This is a genomic window from Tsukamurella ocularis, assembly GCF_024807615.1.
GTDB lineage: Bacteria > Actinomycetota > Actinomycetes > Mycobacteriales > Mycobacteriaceae > Tsukamurella > Tsukamurella ocularis.
Genome location: NZ_JANUCJ010000005.1, coordinates 162,400 through 188,042 on the forward strand (window position 1 = coordinate 162,400; position 25,643 = coordinate 188,042).

24 protein-coding genes are annotated in these 25,643 nt (G+C 70.4%); 15 read left to right on the forward strand and 9 right to left on the reverse strand.

Features of this window, described 5'->3' with window-relative positions; genetic code table 11:
* Window positions 1–23: 23 nt before the first annotated feature.
* From HNP44_RS19555 to HNP44_RS19565, 3 genes are read left to right on the forward strand one after another with little or no spacing between them, the layout of a single operon-like run.
* Window positions 24–641 (forward strand): GNAT family N-acetyltransferase, encoded by a 618-nt coding sequence (locus HNP44_RS19555; protein WP_259144413.1) that lies wholly within the window; start codon window positions 24–26, stop codon window positions 639–641.
* Window positions 638–2,221, forward strand: a complete 1,584-nt coding sequence (locus HNP44_RS19560) for a phytoene desaturase family protein (protein ID WP_259144411.1) — start codon at window positions 638–640, stop codon at window positions 2,219–2,221. Before HNP44_RS19555 ends, HNP44_RS19560 begins: the two co-directional genes overlap by 4 nt.
* Before the next feature lie 11 nt (window positions 2,222–2,232).
* Window positions 2,233–2,928 carry an LppM family (lipo)protein gene (locus tag HNP44_RS19565; protein ID WP_259144410.1) on the forward strand — a complete coding sequence of 232 codons (696 nt, stop codon included), beginning with the start codon at window positions 2,233–2,235 and terminating at the stop codon, window positions 2,926–2,928.
* On the opposite strand, the gene HNP44_RS19570 is transcribed toward HNP44_RS19565, so the two are convergent.
* Window positions 2,925–3,518 (reverse strand): TetR/AcrR family transcriptional regulator, encoded by a 594-nt coding sequence (locus HNP44_RS19570; RefSeq protein ID WP_259144409.1) that lies wholly within the window; start codon window positions 3,516–3,518, stop codon window positions 2,925–2,927. The genes HNP44_RS19565 and HNP44_RS19570 overlap by 4 nt on opposite strands.
* Before the next feature lie 63 nt (window positions 3,519–3,581).
* Between HNP44_RS19570 and HNP44_RS19575 the strand changes: the two genes are divergently transcribed.
* Complete coding sequence (locus tag HNP44_RS19575; RefSeq protein ID WP_374758811.1) at window positions 3,582–4,526, forward strand: alpha/beta hydrolase; 945 nt, start codon at window positions 3,582–3,584, stop codon at window positions 4,524–4,526.
* Between the two features lie 20 nt (window positions 4,527–4,546).
* Here the strand turns inward: HNP44_RS19575 and metF are convergent, their stop codons facing one another.
* Window positions 4,547–5,479 carry a methylenetetrahydrofolate reductase [NAD(P)H] gene (metF, locus tag HNP44_RS19580; protein WP_259144408.1) on the reverse strand — a complete coding sequence of 311 codons (933 nt, stop codon included), beginning with the start codon at window positions 5,477–5,479 and terminating at the stop codon, window positions 4,547–4,549.
* Window positions 5,480–5,503: 24 nt separating this feature from the next.
* Here metF and HNP44_RS19585 point away from each other — a divergent pair, with 24 nt between their 5' ends.
* The 7 genes from HNP44_RS19585 (at window position 5,504) to HNP44_RS19615 (ending at window position 12,550) form a co-directional block, all read left to right on the forward strand.
* The gene (locus HNP44_RS19585; RefSeq protein ID WP_259144407.1) at window positions 5,504–6,592 is read left to right on the forward strand and encodes a polyprenyl synthetase family protein; all 1,089 of its coding nucleotides are present in this window, start codon (window positions 5,504–5,506) and stop codon (window positions 6,590–6,592) included.
* Window positions 6,593–6,712: 120 nt separating this feature from the next.
* Window positions 6,713–7,705 (forward strand): ABC transporter substrate-binding protein, encoded by a 993-nt coding sequence (locus tag HNP44_RS19590; protein WP_259144406.1) that lies wholly within the window; start codon window positions 6,713–6,715, stop codon window positions 7,703–7,705.
* A gap of 53 nt (window positions 7,706–7,758) precedes the next feature.
* Window positions 7,759–8,724, forward strand: a complete 966-nt coding sequence (locus HNP44_RS19595) for an ABC transporter permease (RefSeq protein WP_259144593.1) — start codon at window positions 7,759–7,761, stop codon at window positions 8,722–8,724.
* Entirely contained in the window at window positions 8,711–9,739 is a 1,029-nt protein-coding gene (locus tag HNP44_RS19600) for an iron chelate uptake ABC transporter family permease subunit (RefSeq protein ID WP_259144405.1), read from the forward strand. The genes HNP44_RS19595 and HNP44_RS19600 overlap by 14 nt, the downstream gene beginning before the upstream one ends.
* Window positions 9,736–10,524, forward strand: coding sequence for an iron ABC transporter ATP-binding protein (locus HNP44_RS19605; RefSeq protein WP_259144404.1), 789 nt, complete (start codon window positions 9,736–9,738; stop codon window positions 10,522–10,524). The genes HNP44_RS19600 and HNP44_RS19605 overlap by 4 nt, the downstream gene beginning before the upstream one ends.
* Window positions 10,525–10,551: 27 nt before the next feature.
* A complete protein-coding gene (locus HNP44_RS19610; protein WP_259144403.1) occupies window positions 10,552–12,060 on the forward strand; it encodes an alpha-(1->6)-mannopyranosyltransferase A in 1,509 nt (502 codons plus the stop codon).
* 82 nt (window positions 12,061–12,142) lie between these two features.
* Window positions 12,143–12,550, forward strand: a complete 408-nt coding sequence (locus HNP44_RS19615) for a hypothetical protein (RefSeq protein WP_259144402.1) — start codon at window positions 12,143–12,145, stop codon at window positions 12,548–12,550.
* A 168-nt stretch (window positions 12,551–12,718) separates the two neighbouring features.
* Here HNP44_RS19615 and HNP44_RS19620 read toward each other — a convergent pair whose 3' ends face one another.
* Window positions 12,719–13,099, reverse strand: coding sequence for an Rv2175c family DNA-binding protein (locus tag HNP44_RS19620; RefSeq protein WP_259144401.1), 381 nt, complete (start codon window positions 13,097–13,099; stop codon window positions 12,719–12,721).
* Window positions 13,100–13,277: 178 nt separating this feature from the next.
* Between HNP44_RS19620 and pknB the strand changes: the two genes are divergently transcribed.
* Genes pknB through HNP44_RS19635 form a run of 3 tightly spaced genes read left to right on the forward strand, consistent with a single transcriptional unit; the run spans window position 13,278 to window position 17,338 of the window.
* Window positions 13,278–15,404, forward strand: a complete 2,127-nt coding sequence (pknB, locus tag HNP44_RS19625; protein ID WP_445515059.1) for a Stk1 family PASTA domain-containing Ser/Thr kinase — start codon at window positions 13,278–13,280, stop codon at window positions 15,402–15,404.
* A gap of 16 nt (window positions 15,405–15,420) precedes the next feature.
* Window positions 15,421–16,188, forward strand: a complete 768-nt coding sequence (locus HNP44_RS19630) for a GTP pyrophosphokinase (protein ID WP_374758812.1) — start codon at window positions 15,421–15,423, stop codon at window positions 16,186–16,188.
* 40 nt (window positions 16,189–16,228) lie between these two features.
* Window positions 16,229–17,338, forward strand: a complete 1,110-nt coding sequence (locus HNP44_RS19635; RefSeq protein ID WP_259144399.1) for a YdcF family protein — start codon at window positions 16,229–16,231, stop codon at window positions 17,336–17,338.
* Here the strand turns inward: HNP44_RS19635 and HNP44_RS19640 are convergent, their stop codons facing one another.
* The gene (locus tag HNP44_RS19640; RefSeq protein WP_259144398.1) at window positions 17,339–19,213 is read right to left on the reverse strand and encodes an acetate--CoA ligase; all 1,875 of its coding nucleotides are present in this window, start codon (window positions 19,211–19,213) and stop codon (window positions 17,339–17,341) included.
* 211 nt (window positions 19,214–19,424) lie between these two features.
* Between HNP44_RS19640 and HNP44_RS19645 the strand changes: the two genes are divergently transcribed.
* The gene (locus HNP44_RS19645; RefSeq protein WP_259144397.1) at window positions 19,425–20,333 is read left to right on the forward strand and encodes a hypothetical protein; all 909 of its coding nucleotides are present in this window, start codon (window positions 19,425–19,427) and stop codon (window positions 20,331–20,333) included.
* Here the strand turns inward: HNP44_RS19645 and HNP44_RS19650 are convergent, their stop codons facing one another.
* The 5 genes from HNP44_RS19650 to HNP44_RS19670 form a co-directional block, all read right to left on the reverse strand.
* Window positions 20,334–21,731: a class II 3-deoxy-7-phosphoheptulonate synthase gene (locus HNP44_RS19650; RefSeq protein ID WP_259144591.1), complete on the reverse strand. Its 1,398-nt coding sequence runs from the start codon at window positions 21,729–21,731 to the stop codon at window positions 20,334–20,336.
* A gap of 26 nt (window positions 21,732–21,757) precedes the next feature.
* The gene (locus HNP44_RS19655; RefSeq protein WP_259144395.1) at window positions 21,758–22,234 is read right to left on the reverse strand and encodes a polyadenylate-specific 3'-exoribonuclease AS; all 477 of its coding nucleotides are present in this window, start codon (window positions 22,232–22,234) and stop codon (window positions 21,758–21,760) included.
* 11 nt (window positions 22,235–22,245) lie between these two features.
* Window positions 22,246–22,956 (reverse strand): lysophospholipid acyltransferase family protein, encoded by a 711-nt coding sequence (locus HNP44_RS19660; RefSeq protein ID WP_259144394.1) that lies wholly within the window; start codon window positions 22,954–22,956, stop codon window positions 22,246–22,248.
* 71 nt (window positions 22,957–23,027) lie between these two features.
* The gene (locus HNP44_RS19665; RefSeq protein ID WP_310437700.1) at window positions 23,028–23,774 is read right to left on the reverse strand and encodes an amino acid ABC transporter ATP-binding protein; all 747 of its coding nucleotides are present in this window, start codon (window positions 23,772–23,774) and stop codon (window positions 23,028–23,030) included.
* Window positions 23,775–23,839: 65 nt separating this feature from the next.
* Window positions 23,840–25,636: an ABC transporter substrate-binding protein/permease gene (locus tag HNP44_RS19670; RefSeq protein WP_374758813.1), complete on the reverse strand. Its 1,797-nt coding sequence runs from the start codon at window positions 25,634–25,636 to the stop codon at window positions 23,840–23,842.
* Between the last annotated feature and the right edge of the window lie 7 nt (window positions 25,637–25,643).

The following is a 25,643-nucleotide window of genomic DNA, read 5'->3' on the forward strand; positions in this document are numbered from 1 at the left end:
GAGACGTCAAGGGAGAGGAAGCCGTGACCGCAGTGCCGACGCAGCAACCACGGATCCACGTCCTGTCGCCGCAGGACGCCACGCTGTGGCTGCCCGCCGCCCTGCAGATCTACGTGGCCGCGATGGACTACCCGGCCGGCACGGAATCGCACCGTCTTCCCCTGTGGCGCGATCATCTGAATCGGCCCGGTTACGCCGCGTTCGGCGCAGTCCAGGCGCTCCGCGCCGAGGACGGCCGCGTAGTCGACCACCTGGTGGGCATCGCCTACGGCTACAGCGGTGCCGGCGATCAGTGGTGGAACCGCCAGCTCCGCGTGGGATTGGGCCGGCGCGGGCTGACGCAGCCGCAGATCGAGGCGGTGGCCGCCGACTACTTCGAACTCACCGAACTGCATGTGCACCCCGCGGCGCAGGGGCACGGCGTCGGCTCGGCCCTGCTCGGCGCCCTGCTGGCCGACCGCCCCGAGCCGCGGGTCCTGCTCTCCACCCCCGAGGTGGCCGCCGAGCAGAACCGCGCCTGGCGGCTCTACCGCCGCACCGGCTTCTACGACGTGCTCCGCGACTTCCGCTTCTCCGGCGACCCGCGACCCTTCGCCGTCCTGGGCCACGATCTGCCCTTCCCACCGCCGCCGGCACGGTGAGCGCGCCCGAGGTCGACGTCGCCGTCGTCGGGTCCGGCCACAATGCGCTGGTCGGCGCCGCGTACCTCGCGGCGCAGGGCCGGTCCGCCGCGGTCTTCGAGGCCGATGCGGTGCCGGGCGGGGCGGTCAGCACCGTCGAACGGTTCCCGGGCTACCGCGTGGACCGCGGCTCGTCGGCGCACTTGATGTTCCGGCACACCGGCATCGCGGAGGAGCTCGACCTCGCGGCGCACGGGCTGCGCTACCTCGACTGCGATCCGTGGGCCTTCGCTCCCACCCCGCCGGGCGGCACCGCGCCCCCGATCGTCTTCCGGCAGGACCTCGACGCGACCGCCGACTCCATCGCCGCGGCCTGCGGCGCCCGCGAGGCCGCGGCGTACCGTCGGTTCGTCGCGGAGTGGACGCCCCGGGCGAAGGCGACCATGGCCGCGTTCGGCTCCTCCCCCACGGCCCCGCGGCTCGGCCGCGCCTTCTGGCCCACGAAGGGGCGCGGGAGCCTCACGCAGATGTCGCGCACCTACCTCGCCTCGGGCGATCAACTGCTGGACGAGTACTTCGACGACGAGCGCCTCAAGGCCGCGCTCGCCTGGTTCGGCGCCCAGTCCGGCCCCGCGATGAGCGAGCCCGGCACCGCGCCCATGGTCGGCTTCGCCGCCCTCATGCACACCCTCCCGCCGGGCCGCGCGGTCGGCGGCAGCGGCGCACTCACCGCCGCCCTCCTCTCCCGCCTGACGTCCGACGGCGCCACCGTCGCACTGGGCTCCCCCGTCACCGCCCTGCGCCGCACGGGCCGGGAATGGGAGGTCACCGTCGGCGGGCCCGACGGTGCGCGGACCGTCCGGGCCCGCACCGTGCTCGCGGGCTGCCACGTCCTGACCACCCTCGGCCTCCTCGAGCGCGGCGGTTACGACGCCGCCCGGATCGCCGGCTGGCGCCGCGCTATCCAGGTCGGCCCCGGCGTGGGGATGGTGCTGCGACTCGGCACGACGACGCCACCCGCCTTCGACGGGGTGCCGCTCGCCGATCAGTCCGGGCTGGGCCTGCTCACCGCCGACCGCGGCCACCTTGCCCGCGCTCGGGGCGACATGCTGGCCGGCGACGCACCACGTCGGCCGGCGGTGCTGGCGATGACCTTCTCGGGCCTCGACCGGTCCATCGCCCCGGCGGATCGGCACAACACCACCCTCTGGGCGCAGTGGTACCCGTACGTCCTGAGCGGCGGGCAGGAGTGGGCCGCCGTCGCGGAGGCCGAGGCCGACCGGATCGTCGCCGAGACGCAGCGCTGGGCGCCCGGCTTCGCCGACTCGATCGAGCATCGCTTCGTGCAGACCCCGGCGAGCCTCGAGTCCGAACTCGGACTGCTCGGCGGGAACGTCATGCACGTGGAGATGGCGCTGCACAACATGCTGCTGTTCCGGCCGCTCCCCGAGCTGGCGGGTGGCCGCATCCCCGGGGCGCCGGGCCTCGCCCTGGCGGGCGCGTCGATGCACCCCGGGGGCGGCGTGAACGGATCGAGCGGGCGGATCGCGGCGCGGCTGCTCGCCCGCGACCTGGGACACCTGGCACGATGGCGACCGTGATACTCCGAAGGATGTTCGCGGCCCTGGCGGTCCTGCTGTTGGTCGCCGCCCCCGCGGCGTGCTCCAGCCCCGGCAAGGGCGACCGGATGTCCGGCAAGATCGTCGCCGCGCAGACGCCGGCGTCGAACCCGCAGGGTCCGCAGATCGCCGCACCGGGCGAATTGAAGGGCCTCGCGGAGGTCAAGGCGTACGACTCGAACGGCAAAGTCGGCACGCAGATGATCTTCCAGGACATCACCTTCGGCCAGTTCAACCAGGTCGGCGACGTGGTCTCCCAGGCCTTCGACACCTCGGCGGCGTCGATCAAGATGCGGGTGCAGCGCACCGGCGGCACGGTGATCCTCTCCGGCACGGCGGACCTGTCGTCGCTGGCCCCGAACTCCGCGGTCATCGTCGTCTCCCTGCAGTTTCCCGGCCCGGTGACGGCCACCAACGGCCAGCAGGAGGCCGATGACCTGGTGACCTGGACGCTCAACGCCGGGACGTCCGCGGCGCTGACCGCTGAGGCCGAGTACGCCGATCCGTCGATCGCCTCGTTCACGAAGTGGGCGTGGGTCACCGCCCTGATCTCGTTCCTCGCCGCCGCAATCGTCGCCGGTGCCGCCTACGTGCGCCGCGACCGCAGCCCCAAGCCCGGCCAGGAGTCCGACGAGCCCGAGTCGCTCATCGAGCTGCCGCAGTGGTTGCGGGAGAAGCTGAACCGCTAGGTCCGATCCGGAGGCCGCAACCCATCGAGCACGAGGTCGGTGAGCCGCTCGGCGATGTCCGCATCGAGCTCGCGGCGGCGCGCCAGAATGCGGAAATGCAGCGTCCCGATGAGGGCCTCGTAGGCCAGCATCGCCCGGTCGATGTCGACGAGTTCACCGCGCGCAGCGGCGCGGTCGAAGATCGTGCGGGCGCGGGCGAACCGGTCCGCCCAGAAGGCGTCGCGGAGCGTGGCTGCGGTCTCGTCGTCGGCGGTCGCCGCGAGCGAGGCCAGCGCGTGGCCGGCCCGGGTCCGCAGGAAGTCCGCGACCGCGCCGATGGTCTCGACGAGATCGCCCCGCAGTGAGCCGGTATCGGCCGCGGTGAGCCGCTCGGACGAAAGCGTCAGCAGAACGTCGCGGAGCAGCGCGTCCTTGGAGCCCCACTTGCGGTAGACCGTCGCCTCGTTCACCCCGGCCCGGGCGGCGATCTGGCCAACTGTCAGCTCCGCCGGGGACCCCTCGTGCAGCAGCGCCGTCGTGGCGTCGATCACTGCGCGCCGGGTCCGAGCCGTACGCCCGCCCGGGCGTTCCCTCCGAGTCTCTTCTGCCACACTCCCCACCTTAAATGCGAGGATCTCTTGCATTAACACGCGGGGGTGTGAATCATCGTTCCCGTGAACTACGCAGACCAGTCCGCATGGCGGACCATCCAGGAATCCCTCCCCCCGTCGTACCGGCTGACGCCGGACACCGAACCCGTCGAGGAGTGGTGGGAGCACCGCGGCCACCGAATCCACCTCGACACCTACCGAAACTCCGAGGCGCCGGTGAAGGTGATCCTCCTGCACGGCGTCGGCACCAACGGCCGCCAGATGACCACGATCCTCGGCCGGCCGCTCGCCGAGCGCGGCTTCGAGACCATCGCCATCGACATGCCCTCCTACGGCGTCACCGAGGTCGCGCACGGCGCGCTCGTCAGATACGACGACTGGGTACACATCGGATCGGACCTCGTCGATGCGGAACTCGCGAAGGACGACCGACCCGTGGTCCTGTACGGACTGTCGGCCGGCGGCATGGAGACCTACCACATCGCGTCGATCAACCGGCGGGTCAGCGGCATCATCGGCATGACCTTCCTCGATCAGCAGTCCGCGAAGGTCCGCCGCGACACTGCCTTCGACCCCATCACCGGCAGCGCGGGCGCGCCCGTCATGAAGGCCCTCGCCCGCACGCCACTGCGCGGCACGAAGGTCCCGATGAAGCTGGTGAGCAAGATGCGCGCGCTGGTCAACGACCCCGCCGCCAAGCGGGCCTGCTACGCCGACCGCACGTCGGCCGGGAACCTCGTTTCCCTGGCGTTCCTCGACTCCTACTTGAACTTCCGGCCCGACGTCGCACCCGAGGACTTCGACGTCTGCCCCGTGCTCCTCACCCAGCCCGCGGCCGACCGGTGGACCCCGCTGGAGCTGTCGACGCCCTTCCTCGACCGGATCACCCACGTCCCGGTGGAGACCGCACTGCTCGAGAACGCCGGCCACTACCCGCTCGAACAGCCGGGCCTGGACACGATGGTCGAGACGATCGCCGCGTTCGCGACGGCCCGCGCCGAGTCGTAGCAGCGCGAGGAACGCGACCGCTAGACGCCGACCGGCAGCATCCCGAGGTTCTCGAGTACCTCGGAGGTGGCCTTGGCGAAGTTCAGCGTGCAGAAGTGCAGCGCCGGGGCGCCCTCGGCGATGAGCCGCTCCCCCATCCGCGTGGCGATGTCGATCCCGACGGCACGCACGGCGGCGCGATCCTCCTCGGGCCCGTCGCCCGCGGCGGCACGCAGCTCGGCGCGCATCGCGCCCGGGATCTTCGCGTTCGACAGTTCGGCCATGCGGACCACCGACTTCAGCGAGGTGATCGGCATGATCCCGGGAATTAGCGGCTTCGCGCCCTGCTCCGGATCGGCGGCCACCACGGCGTCGCGGAGACGCAGGTAGTCGTCGACGTCGAAGAACATCTGGGTGATCGAGTAGTCGGCGCCGGAGCGGAGCTTGTTCGCGAAGTACCGCACGTCGGTGTCCAGGTCGGGCGAGCGGTGGTGCCCCTCGGGGAAAGCGGCCACGCCCACGTGGAAGTCGCCCAGCTCGCGCACCAGCTCGACGACCTCGCTCGCGTACTTGAGGCCCTCCGGGTGCCGCACCCACTTGCCCATCGGGTCGCCCGGCGGGTCGCCACGCAGCACCAGCACGTTGCGCACGTCCTGGTCCGCGTACGCGCCCATCAAGGCGCGAAGCTCCGAGATGCTGTGGTTCACGGCGGTCAGGTGCGCCACCGGCAGCAGCGTCGTGGTCTCGGCGATCTCGCCCGTCACGCGGACGGTACGGTCGCGCGTCGAGCCACCCGCGCCGTAGGTCATGGAGACGAACGCCGGGTCCATCCGCTCGAAGGTGCGGACGGCGCGCCACAGCCGGGCCTCGCCCTCCTCGTCACGCGGCGGCATGAACTCCACCGAGAACGGCATTCGGCCGCTCGCGCGCACGGCGTCGAGTCGGTCGAGTACGGTCCGGCTTTGTTCACTCACGCCCTTAAGAATAGGTTTCCAGGTATGACGCTGCCCGTCGCCCCGCCCCAGACCTCCCTGACGGACATCGCGGCGGCCGTGCAGCCGGCCCTCGAATCCTTCCTCGATGAGCGGCGTGACCTGGTCGAACCCGTAGGTCCGGTGTTTGTGGAGACCACGGCGGGGCTGGAGCGCTTCGTTTTGCGCGGCGGTAAGCGTATTAGGCCCGCGTTCGCCTGGGCGGGGTGGCTGGCGGGCGGCGGGGAGGCCGACGGTGACGTCGCCCGGGCCGCGTTGCGGGCCTGCGCGTCGCTCGAATTCGTGCAGGCGTGCGCTCTCATCCACGACGACATCATCGACGCCTCGCTGACCCGCCGAGGCTTCCCGACGACGCACCGCGAATTCGCGCAGCTGCACGCCGAGCGGGGCTGGTCGGGCTCGTCGGAGAAGTTCGGCGAGGCGACGGCGATCCTGCTGGGCGACCTGGCGCTGGCGTGGGCGGACGACATGTTCCTCGGCGCCGGCCTGGCGCCCGAGCGCTATCTGCGGGCTGCACGCGCGTGGGCGGCCATGCGCACGGAGGTCCTGGGCGGCCAGCTGCTGGACATCGTGAGCGAAGCGTCCCGCGACGAGTCGGCGGAGGCCGCGGAGCGCGTGGTCCGGTTCAAGACCGCCGGCTACACGGTGGAGCGACCGCTGCACGTGGGCGCGGCGCTGGCCGGCGCCTCCGACGCGGCGATCGCGGCACTGCGGGAGATCGGCGTGGACCTGGGGATCGCCTTCCAGCTCCGCGACGACCTGCTCGGCGCCTTCGGCGACCCCGCGGTCACGGGCAAGCCCTCGGGCGACGACCTCCGCTCGGGCAAGCACACCCCGATGCTCGCGCACGCCCTCGCGACCGGCGGCGACGCCGCGGATGAGCTGCGCAGCCTCGTCGGGACCGACCTCGACGGAGCGGGCGTCGAGCGCGCACGCGCCGCACTCCGGGCGACAGGGGCACCGTCGGCCATGCAGGCGCGGGTGGAGGAGCTGACCGCCCGGGCCACGTCCGCCCTGGCGGAGGCGCCCATCCACGACGGTGCCCGGCCCGTCCTGGCCCGGCTCGCGGCGGTTCTGGTCGACCGCGCGGCCTGAATCGCGATCAGCAGAGTTAGGTAAACCTAGCCACCCCTGGGTATGGTTCCGTTTACCTAAGCCTTTACTGATGGCTTACGGTGCCCGTCTTGAAGCAAGTACGAGAAGGAGTCACCCCGCATGTTCACCCGCTTCCGCAAGGCCGCGCCCGTCGCGGCTGCGCTGATGGCGACCGGCCTCGTCGTCGCCGGCTGCTCCACCACCAGCGCCGATGAGGACAAGCCCGCCGCCGACGAGAAGATCACCGTCAGCACCAACAAGGGCGAGGTGCAGGTCCCCAAGAACCCGAAGCGGGTCGTGGTCCTCGACAACACGAGCGCCGAGACCGTCAAGGCGATGGGCATCACCCCCGTCGCGATCCCCAAGGGCCTGTTCGCCAAGAGCGTGCTGGGCGACTGGATCTCCAACGCGGACATCAAGGACACGGGCACGCACGCGGAGCCGAAGCTGGACGTCATCGAGGACGTCAAGCCCGACCTGATCATCGGCGGCTACCGCTTCGCCAAGGCCGAGGGCGACATCAAGAAGATCGCCGAGAAGACCGGCGCCGCGTTCATCGACATCGCGGCCGAGGACGGCGCGCCCAAGGGCCGCGTCGAGACCATGCGCGACTCGACCATCACGCTGGGCAAGATCTTCGGCAAGGACGATCAGGCCAAGCAGATCGTCGCCGACTTCGACAAGAGCCTCGACGCGGCGAAGGCACAGGCCACCGGCCAGAGCGTCTTCCTCTCGATCGTCAACGGCGGCAAGATCGACAACGGCGCCAAGCGCATGCAGCCGTTCATCGCCCCGCTGAACCTCAAGGACGTCTTCGGCGGCCAAGCCGGCGACCACCACACCAACTCGGGCCTCACCCCCGAGGCCATCGCCCAGGCGAACCCGCAGTGGGTCATCGTCATGGATCGCGACGCCGCCGTCCCACCGACCGACGGCAGCAAGCCGCAGACCGCCGCCGAGACCTTCAAGGCACAGCAGGCCTTCGCCAACGTGGAGTTCCAGCAGAAGGATCGGATCTTCTACCTGGACAACGACTTCTACCTCCGCGAGGGCATCCAGGACTACGGCGAGAACTACGCCAAGCTGGCCGAGGCCATCGCCGCGAAGAAGTGACGACGACCCACACCGGCTCACCGACCCAGGCGGGTCCCCGGACGGGGACCCGCCTGGGTCGCGTCACGCTCCCCCTGCTCGCGCTCGCGTGCGTGGCACTGCTGTTCGCCTCGCTGATGACCGGCGAGTACCACATCACCGTCGCCGGGCTCCTCGCCGGCGACGACGAGATGTGGCGCATGTTCTTCATCTCCCGCGTCCCCCGCACTGCCGCCCTGGTCTTCGCCGGCCTCGCCATGAGCTTCTCCGGCGTCATCATGCAGCGACTCACCCAGAACCGGTTCGTCGAGCCGACCACCGCCGGCACCGCCGAGTGGGCGGGGCTGGGCGTGCTGCTGTGCATGCTCTACATCCCCGGCGCGTCGCCGATGGTCCGAATGATCGCCGCCACGGCGACCGCTTTCCTGGGCACGCTCGTCTTCCTCGGCTTCATCTCCCGGATCCGAGCCCGCCGCTCCGCGATCGTGCCCCTCGTCGGCCTCATGCTGGGAGCCGTCGTCGGCGCCATCACTACCTACCTGGCGATCGGTGCCAACCTGCTGCAGGCCGTGGTGAGCTGGCGCTCCGGCGGTTTCGCGCACATAGTGCGCGGCTTCTACGAGCCGCTGTGGGCCGTCGCGATCATCGCCGTGGCGACCTTCCTGCTGGCGAACTACTTCACCATCGCGGGGCTCGGCAAGGACGTCGCGACCTCCCTCGGCATGCGCTACGGGCTCACCATGGGCCTCGGCGTCACCATGGTGGCGCTCGCCTCGGGCGTCACCAGCGTGGTCGTCGGGTTCATCCCGTTCCTGGGCCTCGTCGTCCCCAACATCATCAGTGCGCTACGCGGCGACGACGTGCGCAGCGGACTCCCGTGGGTCGCCGTGCTCGCCACGGTCCTCATCGTGGGCTGCGACCTGATCGGGCGGGTCGTGGTGCGCCCCATGGAGATCCCCGTGTCCGTGATCATGGGGGTGGTCGGCGCCATCACCTTCCTGGTGATCGTCCTGTCAAGGAGAAACCGTGTCGCTCTCTGAGGCCGTCTCGGCGCCCGCAGTGGCCGGCAGCAGGGGCCGCGTGGGCTGGCGCGCCCGCTTGGCGATCGCTGCCGCACTCGCGACGGCGTGCCTGGCCGTCTACTTGCTGATGCGCACCGGCGCGGACGACGTGCTGCGCTGGGACTTCCAGTTCGGGCTGTCCTTCGAGCGGCGTGTCCGCACCGCCACCGCGATCCTCGTCGCCGCCTTCTGCGGCGCCCTCTCGACGGTTCTCTTCCACACCGTGACGCACAACCGGATCCTGACGCCGTCGATCATCGGCCTGGATTCGCTGTACGTGCTGATCCAGACGGTGGGCGTCTTCCTGGTGGGCGGCCGGTTCGTGGACAACGGGGATTCCGTGCCGCAATTCGTCGCCCAGACCGCAGCCATGGTGATGTTCGCCGCCGTGCTCTACGGCTGGCTGTTCTCGGGCCGCTTCGCGAGCCTGTTCCTGCTGCTCCTCGCAGGCGTCGTGCTCGGCCTCGCCTTCCGCGCCTTCGCCGAGTTCCTGCAGCGCCTGCTCTCCCCCACCGAGTTCGACGCCCTGTCGATCAAGCTCTACGGCCGGCTCACCGCGGTGAACGCCGATCTGCTGCCGATCGCCGCTGTGACGTGCATCGTGGTGGGCGTCATCGTCTGGCGGCGGCGCCGGGTGCTCGACGTGCTGCTGCTCGGCCGCGATCCCGCGATGGGGCTGGGGGTCAACCACCAGCGCGAGCTCACGCTGGCGCTCGTCCTCATCGCCGTCCTCGTCTCGATCAGCACCGCGCTCGTCGGCCCGATGATGTTCTTCGGCTTCATCATCGCCACGCTCGCGTATCAGCTGGCCGGCGACTGGCGGCACCGCGCGACGCTGCCGATGGCCTTCCTGCTCGGCGTGATCCTGCTCGCCGGCGGGCAGTTCATCCTGCACAACATCTTCTACGCCAACGGGATGCTCACGGTGATCATCGAGTTCGTCGGCGGCATCTTGTTCCTCGCCATGCTGTTCCGCCGAAGGGGGACCCTGTGACGTCCACGACCACCGCACCCGCCATCGCGTTCACGGACCTCACCAAGACGTACGCCGAGACCGTCGTGCTGGGCCCGGTCTCCGGGGAGTTCACCCGCGGCGGCGTCACGGCGCTCGTCGGGCCCAACGGCGCCGGCAAATCGACGCTGCTCACCATCCTGGGCCGACTGCTGACGCCGGACTCCGGCACGGCGCTGCTCGAGGGCACCGACATCCGCACGATGAAGCCGACGGAGGTGGCGCGCAAGCTCGCCATCCTCCGCCAAGAGAACGGCGTCAACGCCCGCCTGACGGTGCGAGACCTCGTCGCCTTCGGCAGGTTCCCGCACAGCCGCGGCCGGATGACGGCGGAGGACGTACGGCACGTCGACGAGGCCCTGGGCTTCCTGGGCCTGACGGAGCTCTCCGACCGCTTCCTCGACGAGCTCTCGGGCGGCCAACGCCAGCGCGCCTACGTGGCGATGACCCTGGCGCAGGACACCGACGTGATCCTGCTGGACGAGCCGCTCAACAACCTCGACATGCGGCACCAGGTGGGCATGATGCGACGCCTGCGCCGCGCGGCCGACGAGCTGGGCAAGACGATCATCCTGGTGGTGCACGACCTGAACTTCGCGGCCGCCTACTCGGACCGCATCGTGGCGCTGAAGAACGGCACCATCGCGGCGTCGGGCGCACCGTCGGAGATCATGACCGGCGAGCTGCTCACCGAGATCTTCGAGACCCCCGTCGCCGTGCACGTCCTCGAGGGCGGGCCGGTGGCCGTGTACGCGGGGCTGGATTGAGAGTGCGCTCCGCCTAGACTGGCGGGGATGTCCGGATCAGTTCAGTCCGCGCTGCGCGGCTACAGCACCTTCCTGCGGTCCAAGGACGGTCGCCCCGCCCTGCTCGGGCTCGTCGGCGCCGTCCTGACGACCGTGGGCAGCTTCGGCGCGGGCGCGATCCGCGTGCACGACACCACCCTCGAGGCGGCGCACCTGTCGTGGCTGCGCTTCGGCCACGGCCTGGTGCTGAGCTCGATCCTGTTCTGGACGGGCATCGCACTCCTCGTGATCGCGTGGATCCGGCTGGGCCGCGCCGCGCTCGGCGGCCGACTGGAGGTCCCGCAGGTCGCGGGCACCGTCGCCCTGTGGATCGCGCCGCTGCTGGTTGCCGTGCCCCTGTACTCGCGCGACGCCTACTCATACCTCGCGCAGGGCGCGCTGCTACGCGACGGCTTCGACCCGTACGTGGACGGCCCCGTCGTGAATCCCAACGGCCTGCTCGACGACGTGAGCGGCATCTGGACCACGACCACCGCGCCCTACGGGCCGCTGTTCATCCTCATCGCGAAGTGGGTTACGCAGCTGTGCGGCGACAACGTGCTGGCCGGCGTCATCGCACTGCGGCTGGCGATGCTGCCGGGGATCGCCCTCTCGGTGTGGGGCGTGACGAAGCTGGCCCGGCACTTCGGCGCGAAGCCCGCCGTCTCGCTGTGGTTCGCGGTGCTCAACCCGCTGGTGGTCGTGCACCTCGTGGGCGGGGTGCACAACGAGGCGCTCATGGTGGGCCTGATGGTCGCCGGGATCGCGCTGGTGCTCGACCGGCGGCACCTGATCGGGGTGGCGGTGATCGTGACCGCAGTCGCGGTGAAGGGCACCGCGGCGATCGCGCTCCCCTTCGTGGTGTGGATCTGGTTCCACCACCGGCGCGAGTCGAGCCCGCAGGAATCGGTTGTCAAGGCCTTCGGCACGGTGCTAGCTGCGTCAGTAGGGGCCTTCGTCGCGCTGTTCGCGGCGTTCACCGTGATAGCGGGCGTCGGGCTGGGCTGGATGACGGCGCTCGCCGGCTCGATCAAGATCATCAACTACATCACCCTGCCGACGGCGCTCGCGCAGATCACCGCATTCCTCGCCGCGCCGTTCACCGACCTGCACCTGGCACCGATCCTGGTGGTGACCCGCGCGGTGGGCATCGCGCTCCTGGCCATCACCCTGGTGGTGCTGTGGTGGCGGTTCCGGCAGAACGAGCAGCGCAACGTCATGGGCATCCTGCTGGGCCTGTTGGCCGTGTGCGTGCTCTCCCCCGCATCGCTGCCCTGGTACTACACGTGGCCGCTGGCCGTCGCGGGCGCGTTCACCTGGTCGCGACGCACGCTGGCGATCATCGCGGGCCTGTCCGTGTGGCTGATGGTCGTGTTCATGCCCACGGGATCCATCGGCTTGTACTCGCTGTGGAACGTCGCGCTCGCGGCGGCGCTGGGCGCGCTGGCCGGATGGTCGCTGTTGGGCCCGGACCCGCTCAAGGTGCGACCGAAGCTCGGCCTCGCACCCGCGGTGTAGACGCGCGCTCGAGCTCCACGCGAGCGGGCGGCAGGCGCAGGAACGGACCTACCCGGCCGGAAGTGGTGACGTGGAACGAGCCATGCAGTTTCGGCATACCACACCGGCGCCGGCCGGTCTCCCGGCGCTCGCGATCATCGAACGGATCGTCGCGGACATCGACGAGCTGAGCGCGCTGAGCGGGACCGCGCAGCAGTCCGTCACCATCAGCCGTACCGCCGGGGTCGGCCTACCCGACCATCTGGAGGGCAAGGTCACGCGATGGAACCGGGAACACGAGCTGCAGATCCACCAGGTCATCGTCGACGACCCGGTCGCGGCGCTGCGCTCCGGCGAGTCCGATCTCGCCGTCGCCCTGGTGACAGGGCCGCGACTCGAGGGGTTCGAGGCCGTTCCTGTGCGGGTGTGGTCCCGGGGTCGGCGGGTCGAACTCCTGAACCGGCCGGACCTGCGGTCGCAGGCCCGCGCGGTGGTCGACCACCTGTCGTAGACACGCGCGGTATGCGAAATCGACATACCCCACGTAGCAGAAATACACCCTGAACTGCACATATCCGGATATGCAACATCCGCATACCCTGCAGGGGCGAGCACACTCGACTTCGTTCCTCGGGAACGCAGAGACCCGCCGCGCCCGCGCCGGTCGGATCCGGCGTCGCTAGAAGGCCATCGACTGCGCGCGGCGGATCATCTCGCGCGCGGAGTCGGTGTGCAGCAGCTCGGCGGGGCAGTCGTTCAGGTCGTCCTGCGGCGCGAACAACCAGCGCAGGATCTCCTCCTCCTCGAAGCCGCCGTCGCGCAACACGCTGAGCAAGCCGGTGAAATGCTTGGCGATGGAGAAACGCCCGTCGACCTCGCCGAAGAACAGCCGAGGAATGTGGAAGTCGCCGCCGCGCCGGACGGCGATCAGCTCACCATCGCGCAGCAGCTGCAGAACCTTCGACTGCGACACGCCGAGGCCCTTCGCAACCGTGGCCAGGTTGTAGGTGGCGGTGCCCTCGGGCAGCAGATCGTCGCTGAGATAGGGGACGGAGCTCACGCTCACACTGTACCCAGCCCACGGATTCGGCCGATCCACCCCCGGGGTCGCTAGGCTGAACTGTCGATACCGCACGCACCGAGAGGACCCCGAGAAGGTGAACACCCCGCGCGACCCGCTGATCGGTGCCCGCATCGAGGGCCGCTACCGCATCGATGCGGTAATCGCGCGTGGCGGCATGTCCACCGTCTACATGGGCCTCGACCTGCGGCTCGACCGGCCCATCGCGATCAAGGTGATGGACCCGAAGTACGCGGCGGACGCCCAGTTCGTCTCCCGCTTCGAGTTCGAGGCGCGGGCCGTCGCCAAGCTCAAGGACCCCGGCCTCGTCGCCGTCTACGACCAGGGCGTTGACGGTGAGCTGGCCTTCCTCGTGATGGAACTGGTGACCGGCGGCACGCTGCGCGAGCTGCTCGGCGAGCGCGGACCCATGCCGCCGCACGCGGTGGCGGCGGTGATGGGCCCCGTCCTCACCGCGCTGGGCACCGCGCACCGCGCTGGCCTGGTGCACCGCGACGTGAAGCCGGAGAACGTTCTCATCTCCGACGGTGGCGAGGTCAAGGTCGCCGATTTCGGTCTCGTCCGGGCCATCGCGGCCGCGTCCGTGACCAGCTCGTCCGTGATCCTCGGCACCGCCGCTTACCTCTCGCCGGAGCAGGTCGAGTCCGGCAACGCCGACGCCCGCTCCGATGTCTACTCCAGCGGCATCCTCGTCTACGAACTGCTCACCGGCCAGGTGCCCTTCACCGGCGACACCGCGATCTCGCTGGCCTACCAGCGTCTACACAACGACGTGCCGCGGCCCGGCGCCGCGATCGCCGGGGTGCCGCCGGAGTTCGACGAGTTCGTCGCCCGCGCGACCGACCGCGATCCGGCGCGTCGCTACGTCGACGGCTTCGCCATGGCCGAGGCGCTCAGCGCGATCGCGGAGGACCTCGACCTGCCGCCGTTCACCGTGCCCGCGCCGCAGTCCAGCGCCGAGCAGCGCGCCGCCGCCGCGATGTATGCGCAGCGCGGCGAGCCCCTGATCCCCGCCGCGGCCGAGCCCACCGGCGCGCTCATCGCGGGACAACCCCTGCCCGGTTCCCCGCAGCCCGGCCAGGCGGTGCCGGGTGCGCCCGCGGTGCCGGCGCCCACCCTCGCGCAGCCGGCGGTGCCGCCGACCCCGGTGCAGCACACCCGCGCCGAGACCATGCACGAACCGCTGCCGTCCGAGACCGCGGCGCAGCCCTGGTCGCCGCCGCGGAAGAGCCGCGCGAAGTCGTGGGTCATCGTCGCGCTCATCGCCGTCGTCTCGCTGTTGCTCGCCGTCGGCGGCTGGTGGCTGGCGTCCGGCCAGTACACGACGGTGCCCAACGTGACGGGCATGGACCGCGCCGCGGCGGAGAAATCGATCAAGGACGCGGGCCTCGACGTCGAGCTGGCCGGCACGTACAGCAACGACATCACCGAGGACACCATCACTGGACTCGACCCGTCCGCGGGCAGCCGCATCAGCCGCTTCGGCACCGTCACCATCGAGTACTCGCGAGGCCGGCCCACCGTCCCCCAGTTCCGCCCCGGCGACAGCCCGGAGAACGTCGAGAAGCAGCTGCGCGACAGCGGCCTGGTGCCCAAACGCGGCCCCGCGCAGTTCAGCCGGGACATCGCCCAGGGCGGCGTCATCGGCCTCTCCCCCACGCCCGGCACCCGCGTCTCCGTCGGCGCGACGGTGACCGTGGTCGCCTCCGCCGGCAACCAACCCGTCGACATCCCCGACGTGCGCGGTAAAACCCCTGAGGAGGCCACGGCGCTGCTGCGCTCGGCGGGCCTTACGGTCAAGGAGACCCAGCAGCAGTTCGACTCCAGCACCGAGGCCGGGAAGGTCTTCGGCACGGACCCGTCGGGTCAGGTCAACAAGGGCGGCAGCGTGACACTCCTCGTCTCGAACGCGCTGACAGTGCCCGACGTGATCGGCAAGACCTCCACCGAGGCGCAGCAGCTGCTGCAGCGCGCGGGCCTGGTCGCCGAGTTCACGGGCGAGACCGGCTCGGGCTCGGTAGTCACCTCCACCAGCCCGCCCGCGGGCGGCCGCGTGGACCCGTCGAACAAGCGCGTCACCGTCACCATGGCCTCCCGGGTGACCGTCCCGTCGGTGACCGGAATGAACGTGGGCCAGGCCCGTTCCGTCCTGCAGGACGCCGGCCTGCAGGTCAAGGTCAACGGCATCTTCGCCTCCGACAAGTCGCAGGTCATCTGGCAGGACCCGGGCGGAGGCACGCGCGTGCAGGCCGGGTCGACGGTGACCATCACGGCCCTGCCGTGACGCGCGGGGACCATCGATGAGCACACCCGCACCGTTCGAGCCCGGCTTCATCCCCGACGCCGCGACGCTGGCGCAGGCGCGCCGCATGCGCGACGAGCTGACGCGCTTCCTCATGGAGTACCAGTTCGCCGTGAAAGAGGTGCTGACCAAGGTCACGATCCTCCGCGAGGAGTTCCTGCAGCTGCACCGGTACAACCCCATCGAGCACGTCACCTCGCGGATCAAGAAGCCCGAGAGCATTGTCAAGAAGGTCGCGCGCCGTGGCATCGCACCCGAGCTGCCGCTGATCCGCGAGGCGATCACCGACATCGCCGGCATCCGGATCACGTGCAGTTTCATCGCCGACACCTACCGGATCCTGGACACCATCACCGCGCAGAACGACGTGCGCGTCGTCGTGGTCAAGGACTACATCGCGGCGCCGAAGCCCAACGGCTACAAGAGCCTCCACGCGATCGTCGAGATCCCCGTCTTCCTCTCCACCGGACCCGTGCACGTGCCCGTCGAACTGCAGATCCGCACCATCGCGATGGACTTCTGGGCCAGCCTGGAGCACAAGATCTTCTACAAGTACGACGGTGCCGTCCCCGCCCACCTGCAGGACGAGCTGTCCGCGGCCGCAGCCGTCGCCGAGCAGCTGGACCGGCGCATGGAGCAGCTGCACACGCAGGTGCACGGGGAGCACGACGCCGCCGTCGCGGCCGACCGCGACGCCGCGGAGACGGAGCTCGCGGGCGACGAGCTGCTCGGCCGACTGCTCAAGCTCGCCCAGCGCGCGGACTGAACCCCGGCGCCGTCGCGGGCAGCCCGCTAGCGTGGGCGCCATGAACCGGACCTCCGTCCTCAGCCGCGCGATCGCCCTCGCCGCAGTCGCCGCGGTCACCCTCGTGGGTTGCACCTCGAACTCCTCCGACGGTGCGCCGACGTCCTCGGCGGCGTCCTCGTCCAGCGCCGCCCGCGGGGTCGCGAGCCAGGTGTCGGCGCTGCTCGCGGAGGCGAAGGACGCCTTCGACAACCCCACCCGCACGTCGACCGCGGGCAACACCGACAAGACCGTCGACAACATGACGATCGTCGAGCAGAAGCTGCTGGAGGCCTCCGCGCTGGCGCCGTACCGCGCGGACCTGCTGTTCAGCGCGGCATCGGCGCGGATCGCCCAGAAGAACGTCCCCGGCGCCCTGGAGCTGTACCGCCGGGTCCTCGCGTTCGCGCCGGACGACGACGATGCGCACACCTACCTCGCTGTGTGGAACCGCTTCCTCGGCGACGCCGCGGGCTCGGCCGCGGAGGTCGAGCAGCTGCGCCGGGTCGCGCCCGACCGGGTCCCCGAGATCGAGGCGCTGTTCGCCGCGATCGATCAGGCGGTCGCGTCCACCCTGACCGACTCGTCGCCGCGGATCGCCCCGCCGAACACGGGGATCGTCGTGCTCGGCTACGCGCTGAAGAAAGACGGCACGATGGACGCTCCCCTCCTGCAGCGCCTGGAGAAGACCCTGGAGGTGGCGCGCGCCCTGCCAGCGGCGCCGATCGTGGTGACCGGCGGCGTGGAACAGGCCGGGAAGACGGAGGGCGCGCTGATGAAGAACTGGCTCGTGGAGCGCGGCGTCGACGCCGCGCGGATCACCGACGAGAACTTCGCCCGCACCACCGTCGAGAACGCGTTGTACAGCTCGTACGTGCTCGCGACGAAGCGCGTCGACCACGCGATTCTGGTGAGCTCGGCGAGCCACGTGCGGCGCGGCACCGTCGACCTGAAGCTGGCGGCGCGGGAGAACCTGCCCGCCACCTTCACCGTGAGTTCCGTGGCGGCCGTGGACAAGCCGCTCGCCGACCTGGCGACGCCGTCCACGGACGAGCTGCGCAGCATCTACCGCGACGCGCTGAGCACGATCGGCCTGTGGAGCTACCGCAGCGCGCCGCTGCTGCAGCGCTAGCTAGCCGCGGAGCACGCCCCGCAGGTCGTCGAGGACGGCCGGGTTCTCGATGGTCGACGGGACGGCCTCGTCGCGCCCCTCGGCGATGGCGCGCATGCTGCGCCGAAGGATCTTGCCGGAGCGCGTCTTCGGCAGCGCCGCGACGATCGCGACCTCCTTGAGCGCGGCGACGGCGCCGATGGTCTCCCGCACCCGCTGAACGATCTCGGCGCGTACCGCGTCGTGGTGCCAGTCGCCGCCGGCCTTGAGCGCCACCAGCGCCCGCGGCACCTGGCCCTTGAGCTGGTCCGCCACGCCGATCACCGCGCACTCCGCGACCGCCGGGTGCCCGGCGATCGCCGCCTCCAGCGCGCCGGTCGAGAGCCGGTGTCCCGCCACGTTGATCACGTCGTCCGTGCGGCCCATGACGAAGAGGTAGCCGTCCTCGTCGAAGTAGCCACCGTCACCGGTGAGGTAGTTGCCGGGAAAGGTGCTCAGGTAGGAGTCGATGTAGCGCTCGTCGGCGCCCCACAGCGTCGGCAGTGTGCCGGGCGGCAGCGGCAGCGAGATCACCACAGCGCCTTCGCCTCCTGCCGGAACGTCTTGCCCGGCGTCGTCGACGATCCGCACCCCGAACCCGGGCACCGGGACGGTGGCGCTGCCCGGCTTGACCGGCATCGGCTCCACGCCGCGCAGGTTCGCCGCGATCGGCCATCCGGTCTCGGTCTGCCACCAGTGGTCGATCACCGGCACCCCGAGCTTCTCCGCCGCCCATTCGTACGTGTCCGGATCCAGCCGCTCCCCCGCCATGAACAGGGTGCGCAGGCTGGAGACGTCGGAGCGCGTGAGGAACTCGGCGTCCGGATCCTCCTTGCGGATGGCGCGGAGCGCGGTCGGGGCGGTGAACAGGTTGCTCACGCCGTGCCGCTCGATCACGCGCCAGAAGGCGCCCGCGTCGGGGGTGCCGACGGGCTTGCCCTCGTACACGACCGTCGTGGCGCCGATCAGCAGCGGCGCGTAGACGATGTAGCTGTGGCCGACGACCCAGCCCACGTCGGACGCCGTCCACCACACCTCCCCCGGGTGCGCGTCGTAGATCGCCCGCATCGAGTACGCCAGCGCCACCGCGTGGCCGCCGTTGTCGCGCACCACGCCCTTCGGCTTCCCCGTGGTGCCGGACGTGTAGAGGATGTACAGCGGGTCCGTCGCCCGCACCGCGACCGGTTCGGCGGGCTGCGCCGCCGACTCCGCCGCGGCCCAATCATGATCGCGCGGGCCCAGTTCCGCCGTCAGTTGCGGGCGCTGCCACACCACGACCGTGTCGGGCTTCGCCGTCGCCGCGTCGATGGCCGCGTGCACGATCGGCAGGTACGGCAGCACCTTGGAGCCCTCGAGTCCGCACGACGCGGTGACGATGGCCTTCGGCTGCGCGTCGTCGAGCCGTGCAGCCAGCTCCGGCGCCGCGAAGCCGCCGAAGACCACCGAGTGCACCGCCCCGATCCGCGCGCACGCCAGCATCGCGACCACGGCCTCGGTGATCATCGGCAGGTAGACCACGACGCGGTCGCCCTTGCGCACGCCGAGGCCGGTCAGCACGCCCGCGAACCTCGCGACCCGCTCCAGCAGCTGCGCGTAGGTGAGCGTCTGCACCTCGCCCGTGATCGCGGAGTCGTGGATCACCGCGGGCTGATCGCCGCGCCCGGCGGCGACGTGCCGGTCCACCGCGTTCACGCAGGTGTTCAGCTCCGCGTCCGGGAACCACCGGTACAGCGGCGCGTCCGCGTCGTCGAGGACCCGCGACGGTGGGACGATCCAGTCGATCGCGGCGGCCTGCTCGGCCCAGAACCCCTCGGGATCGGACATGCTGCGGCGGTACTCGTCGGCGTAGGCACCCATACCCGCATGGTCCCAGGACTCTGGCGGCACGGTCAGGAGATTCCCCCGATTGTGGCCCGCGTCCTCCCGGTTCCGCGTCGCCGGAACGGCAAGCGCCGGCACGCCGCCCTTGCTAGCCTCGACCCAGCAGTGGTTCCGGGTGCACCTGGGAATGGATGATGCTATGACACACACTGATTCCCCTTCGTCCCGGAGGTGCGCGGCGGACGTCATGCCCGCCGAGGACCTCCGCGCCATCGAGCGGTCCGACTCAGTCCGGTCGCTCCTGACGATCCGGTTCCACGGCGGCCTGGTGGGCGTCCTCCTGCCGGTGGCGCTGATCGCAGTCGACTTCCTCGCCCTCGGTGAGGGCTGCCTCCGCGTGCGCGACTCGCTGAGCGCGTACTACCACTCCGGCGCGCGTGACGTCTTCGTCATCGGGCTCGGCATCGTCGGCTTCCTGCTGTTCTCGTACAAGCTCAACCGGCGATCGGTGGCGAACGCGGCGAGCACTGTGGCTGGCGCCTCCGCCGTGCTCGTAGCGGTCTTCCCTACGAAACTGCCCGACCCGATCCCCACCGGTGAATGCGGCGCGGGATCGGCGCTCCCCCTGCCCACTCCCCTCCAGCAGCGGCTGCCCTTCGACACCTCGGTCGTGCACCTGAGCGCCGCGGCCGTCGTGTTCGGCATGTTCGTCCTCATGTGCGTGCTGACGGCGGTGCACGACCGCCGCAACCCATTCCTGCGGCCGGCGGTCGCCCCGGCCGGGAGCGGGCGGCTCACGCGCTTCCTCGCGCAGGTGTCGAACTGCCTCGGTTGGCGGTTCCACCTCGGGTGCGCGCTGACCATCGTCGTGATCGGCGGCCTGTGCCTGCTCGCGTCGAGGACGCACACGACGCTGCCCCTGCACTTCGGTCCGCTGTGGGTGGCCGAGGTCGTCGGCATCTTCGCGTTCTCGGCGTCGTGGTTCGTCAAGGGCCTCGACGACATGTTCTTCCGCCGCGAGCCGTGGTCGCGGCGGGAGATGTCCGACATCCGGATAGCCGTCGCGCGCGGCGAGTCCCTCACCGTGACGCCCGGCGTCGGCGACGGGCTCCCGGCGGGCGAATCCGCCGTCCGGGAGCTCCGCTACACCGTGTGATCAGCCGCGGAGCATCTCAGCGACCAGGAACGCCAACTCCAGCGACTGCTGGGTGTTCAGGCGCGGATCGCAGGCGGTCTCGTAGCGGCCCGCGAGGTCGGCGTCGGAGATGTCCTGCGCGCCGCCGAGGCACTCGGTGACGTTCTCGCCCGTGAGCTCCACGTGCACGCCACCCGGGTGCGAGCCGATCGCGCGGTGCACCTCGAAGAAGCCCTGCACCTCGTCGACGATGCGGTCGAAGTGGCGGGTCTTGTAGCCCGTCGACGACTCGTGGGTGTTGCCGTGCATCGGGTCGCACTGCCAGATCACCTTGTGGCCCGTCGCCTCGACGGCCTCGACGATGGGCGGCAGCGCGGTGCGCACGTTGCCGTTGCCCATGCGGGAGATCAGGGTGAGCCGGCCCGGCTTGTTGTGCGGGTCCAGCTTCTTGACGTACTCGACCGCCAGCTCGGGCGTGGTCGTCGGGCCGATCTTCACGCCGATCGGGTTCTGGATCAGCTCCATCAGGGCGATGTGAGCACCGTCGAGCTGGCGGGTGCGCTCCCCGACCCAGAGGAAGTGCGCCGACAGGTTGTAGAGCACCTGCTGGGCCTCGGGGTCCTCCGGGTTGTCGGCCAGGCGCAGCAGGCCGCGCTCGTAGTCGAGAACCAGCGCCTCGTGGCTGGAGAAGATGGTGGCGGACTTGAGGTTCCGGTCCTCCACGCCGCACGCGGCCATGAACCGCAGGCCGCCGTCGATCTCGGCGGCGAGCGCCTCGTACCGGGCGCCGGCAGGCGAGTTCGCGACGAACTCGCGGTTCCACTCGTGCACCTTGTGCAGGTCGGCCATGCCCGATCCGGTCACGGCGCGCACCAGGTTCATCGCCGCGCTCGCGTTGGCGTAGGCGCGGATCAGGCGCGACGGGTCGTGCTTGCGGACGGCCTCCTCGGGCGGGAAGCCGTTGACCATGTCGCCGCGGTAGCTGGTCAGGCCCAGCGAGTCGGTGTCCGAGGAGCGCGGCTTGGCGTACTGACCGGCGATGCGCGCGACCTTGACCACCGGCATCGAGGCACCGTAGGTCAGCGCGACCGCCATCTGCAGCAGCGTGCGGATGTTCGCGGCGATGTGCGGCTCGGTGTTGTCGACGAAGGTCTCGGCGCAGTCGCCGCCCTGCAGCAGGAAGGCGCGGCCCAGGGCGACCTCCGCCAGCTGGTCCTGCAACGACTGGATCTCCGGCGGCACGGTGATCGGCGGCACCGACTCGAGCACCGTGCGCATCGCGTCCGCCTGCTCCCGCGGCCAGCTCGGCTGCTGCAGCGCCGGCTTGGCCAGCGCGGCGTCGAGGCGCTCGCGCAGGTCACCCGGGAGCGCCGGGAGCTTGGGGAGGGTATCGATGGGGACGTCGACGGTCCAGTTCACTGCCACGTGAGCAAGATTACGCCGGGCTATCCGCCGGTGATCGCCCGGTACTTGGCGAGGTTGTGCCGGGCGTCCGCGAGCGCGTCGTGCGCGTCCGACGGTGCTGCGGGCAGGTGCGGTCGCCCCTGCTCGTCCCACAACTGCTTGAGTTCGCGGGTGAATCGCGGCATGGACCGCGGCAGCGCCGTCATCGGCCCCCAGAGCTGGCACAGCGCTACGTGGTCGTAGGCGGCGACCCATGCCCACAGCTCGATGTCGCCGGGGCCCGCGGTGAGGAAGTCGAGCACGCCGTCGCGGATCGCGGCCCGGGACTGCCACGACTTGCTCGCGGGAGGCGGCAGCTTGGGCAGCACATTGGCGCGCACCCACGGCCCGGCGCGCTCCGGGTCGAACTCGGTGGAGACCGCGTAGAACTCCCGCCCGTCCTCGCCGACGATGCCGATCGAGACCAGGTCTATGACCCTGCCGTCCTCAATGAATTCCAGGTCATAGAAGTAGCGCATGGGCAGTCAGGCTACGCGGCGCCGGCCTCGCGCTCCTCGCCCGGGACGACGACGCCGTCCTTCACGTCCTGCGCGTAGACGTCGACGTAGGCCTGGCCGGAGAGCTTCATCAGCTCGTACATGACCTCGTCGGTGATGGCCCGCTCGATGAACCGGTTGCCGGACATGCCCTCGAACCGGGAGAAGTCCAGCGGCTTCCCGATGCGGATCTGCACTTTCGTCGGGTGCGGCAACGTGGAGCCGGGCGGGTTGAACTTCTCGGTGTCGACCATCGCGACGGGGATGATCGGGGCGCCGGTGTCCAGCGCCATGCGGGCCATGCCCGTCTTGCCCTTGTACAGCCGGCCGTCGGGGCTGCGCGTTCCCTCCGGGTACAGGCCGAGGAGCTGGCCGTCCTGGAGCGCGCCGACGCCGGCGTTGAGCGCGTCCTGCGCCGCGCTCGCGCTGCCGCGCTTGATCGGGATGCAACCGACGGAGGAGAAGAACCACCTCTTGAAGACGCCTTTGAGTCCCTTACCGGTGAAGTACTCGCTCTTCGCGAGGAACTTGATGGGCCGGGGCACCATGAGCGGCAGGAAGAACGAGTCCATCACCGCGAGGTGATTGCTCGCAAGGATCGCGGCTCCGTCCTTGGGCAGGTTCTCGACGCCGACCACGCGCGGGCGCCCCAGCAGGCGCAGTACCGGTCCGATAAGGACCCATTTGAAGACAATCCACCACATGTCGCCCAGCTCTCACTCCGCAGCCCGTCGTGCTGCGGCTCACTCTACCGACGATGCCCACCGGCTGCGGGTCAGAGCACCTGCGAAAGGAAGGCACGCAGCCGCTCGCTCTCGGCGTCCTCGAACAGCTTCTCAGGCGTGCCGGCCTCTACGACCCTGCCGGCGTCCATGAAAACGACGTTATCGGAGACGGTGCGGGCGTAGCCCATCTCGTGGGTCACGACCACCATCGTCATCCCCTCGGCCGAGCACTCAGTCATGAGGGCGAGGATGCCCTTGACCAGCTCGGGGTCCAGGGCCGAGGTGGCCTCGTCGAAGAACATCACCTGCGGGCGCATGGCCAAGGCCCGGGCGATGGCGACGCGCTGCTGCTGGCCGCCCGAGAGGCTCGACGGCCGCGCGTCCGCCTTCGCCCGCAGCCCCACGACCTCGAGCTCGGCGAGCGCGAGGTCACGCGCCTCGTCGGCGCTCAGGCCCCGGAGCTTGCGCGGGCCGAGCGCGACGTTGTCCACCACCGACTTGTGCGGGAACAGGTTGAACTGCTGGAAGACCATACCGATGCGGCGGCGCAATTCGTCCGGGTCGTCCTTGAGCACCGAGCGCCCGTCGAGCAGGATGTCGCCCGACTGCGGCTCGTGCAGCCGGTTCAGGACTCGCAGAAGGGTGGACTTGCCGGAACCCGACGGCCCGATCACCGTCGTCGTGGTTCCGGCGGGCACGTCGATGTCCACGCCCCGGAGCACGTGGTTGGCACCGAATGCGAGGTGCAGGTCCTTGCCTGCGAGGGAGACGGGGACGATCGGCGTCTTGCCCGGCACGGCGGGCGCGGTGGCCGTCGTGGAGGGCTCGGCAGCGGAGGGAGTCGGATTCTCGGTCACGGCGGTCAGCCCTTCTCGGCGGCGAGGTCGAGTTCGGCGGGAGCCTGTTCCCGCTTGCCCGATCGGAGCCGCGTGTCGATGTAGTTCACCAGGTGCGTCAGCGGCACCGTCAGGACGAGGTAGAACAGGCCCGCGGCAACCAGCGGCGACAGGTTGCCGGTGTTGGCGTTGAGGTCACGGCCGACGGCGAACAGCTCGCGCTGCGAGGCCAGCAAGCCGAGGAAGTAGATCAGCGAGCTGTCCTTGATCAGCGAGATGAACTGGTTCATCAGCGCCGGGAGCACCCGTCGGACGCCCTGGGGGATGATCACGAGCGACATCGACTGCCGGTAGCTGAAGCCGATGGCTCGCGAAGCCTCCATCTGGCCCGCCTCGACCGACTGGATGCCGGAGCGGAAGATCTCGCCGATGTACGCCGCGGCCAGGAGACCAAGGGCGATCGCGCCGAGCCAGTACGGGTTGTTGCCCGTCACGTCTTTGACGATCGGCCCGATGCCGAGACCGAAGAGCAGGATCACGACCACGGCGGGGAGGCCGCGGAAGACGTCGGTGTACACCCGGGCGGGCCACCGCAGCCAGCGCGTGCGGGAGATGCCGGCCACTGCCAGGAGCAGGCCGATCACGGTGCCGATCAGGCCGGAAACGATCGCCAGGATCAGTGTGTTCGGCAGGCCCGTCTTGAGCAGGTACGGGAAGGCCTCGCGGTAGAGGCTCCAGTTGAAGAAGGTCTCGCCCAGCTGCGCGAAGGTCCCCTTCTGCTCGACCGAGGACGCCGCGGGCTTGTCCTTGGCGTTCGCCGCGGCGATCGCCGCGAAATCGGGCAGCTGCGGCGCGGGCGCCGCCTTCGAACCGGGCTTCCACCCCTTCGGCATCTCCCGCGGCGCCCAATCCGTGTACAGCGTGGCGTAGGTGCCGTCGGCGATGATCGCGTCCAGCCCCGAGTTCAGGGCGTCGAGCAGCGGCTGGTTGCCCTTCGCCACGGCCCAGCCCACGAAGTTGTTCACCGAGAAGGTGTTCTCCACGATGGCCGTGCCGTCGCTCGGCTTGACCTGGCCGTCTGCCTGCGCCGACGGTGCGATCCACGCGTCGATCTGTCCTGATCGCAGGTTCGCGTAGGCGGTCGCGTAATCGGGATACTTCACCGGCTCGAGCTTCAGGACGTTCGTGACGTACTCGTCCTGCACCGTTCCCTGCACGACGCCGATGCGGTTCCCGGCCGCGAGGTCGCTGAAGCTCGTGATCGGCGAGCCCGTCTTGACCACCAGAGAGAAGTAGCCGAAGTCGTAGCCGTTGGTGAACGCGACCGTCTGCCGGCGGGCGTCGGTGGTCGTGATCGACGAGGAGCCCACGTCGTAGCGCTTGGTGGCGACGGCCGAGAGCAGGCCGGAGAACTCCGTGCCCGAGAACTCGATCTTCAGGCCGAGCTTCTGCGCGATGGCCTTGAGGAGCTCATTGTCGAAGCCCGTGTACTGGCCCGTGGCCTGATTCAGGCAGATACTCGGCGGCGCGTCGCCCAGCGTCCCGACGGTGATCGTGTCGGGCTTGATCAGCCCCAGCGCGTTCCGGTCGATCGACTCCAGCGGCACGACACCCGGCGTGGTGTACCGGTCGACGTCCTGCGTTCCCGCTGCCGCGAGGTTGAGCGGCGCCGCCGATGCGGACGCCTCACCCGGCGGAGCACACTTCCCGGGGTCGGGCGCGGCGGAGGCGACACCCGCCGGGGAGACCAACGCGAGGAGCAGTCCGAGCAGCGGAATCACCGCGAGCCACCGGAACCCGCGGGACGTTCTGAGTGCAGTCACGCGGGAA

Excerpts from the sequence above, each read along its gene's own strand:
- HNP44_RS19565 (WP_259144410.1), top strand. The coding sequence starts at position 2,233 with ATGTTCGCGGCCCTGGCGGTCCTGCTGTTGGTCGCCGCCCCCGCGGCG.
- HNP44_RS19585 (WP_259144407.1), top strand. The coding sequence starts at position 5,504 with ATGACGCTGCCCGTCGCCCCGCCCCAGACCTCCCTGACGGACATCGCG.
- HNP44_RS19590 (WP_259144406.1), top strand. The coding sequence starts at position 6,713 with ATGTTCACCCGCTTCCGCAAGGCCGCGCCCGTCGCGGCTGCGCTGATG.
- HNP44_RS19610 (WP_259144403.1), top strand. The coding sequence starts at position 10,552 with ATGTCCGGATCAGTTCAGTCCGCGCTGCGCGGCTACAGCACCTTCCTG.
- HNP44_RS19615 (WP_259144402.1), top strand. The coding sequence starts at position 12,143 with ATGCAGTTTCGGCATACCACACCGGCGCCGGCCGGTCTCCCGGCGCTC.
- pknB (WP_445515059.1), top strand. The coding sequence starts at position 13,278 with ATGTCCACCGTCTACATGGGCCTCGACCTGCGGCTCGACCGGCCCATC.
- HNP44_RS19630 (WP_374758812.1), top strand. The coding sequence starts at position 15,421 with ATGAGCACACCCGCACCGTTCGAGCCCGGCTTCATCCCCGACGCCGCG.
- HNP44_RS19635 (WP_259144399.1), top strand. The coding sequence starts at position 16,229 with ATGAACCGGACCTCCGTCCTCAGCCGCGCGATCGCCCTCGCCGCAGTC.
- HNP44_RS19640 (WP_259144398.1), bottom strand. The coding sequence starts at position 19,213 with ATGGGTGCCTACGCCGACGAGTACCGCCGCAGCATGTCCGATCCCGAG.
- HNP44_RS19645 (WP_259144397.1), top strand. The coding sequence starts at position 19,425 with ATGCCCGCCGAGGACCTCCGCGCCATCGAGCGGTCCGACTCAGTCCGG.
- HNP44_RS19655 (WP_259144395.1), bottom strand. The coding sequence starts at position 22,234 with ATGCGCTACTTCTATGACCTGGAATTCATTGAGGACGGCAGGGTCATA.
- HNP44_RS19660 (WP_259144394.1), bottom strand. The coding sequence starts at position 22,956 with ATGTGGTGGATTGTCTTCAAATGGGTCCTTATCGGACCGGTACTGCGC.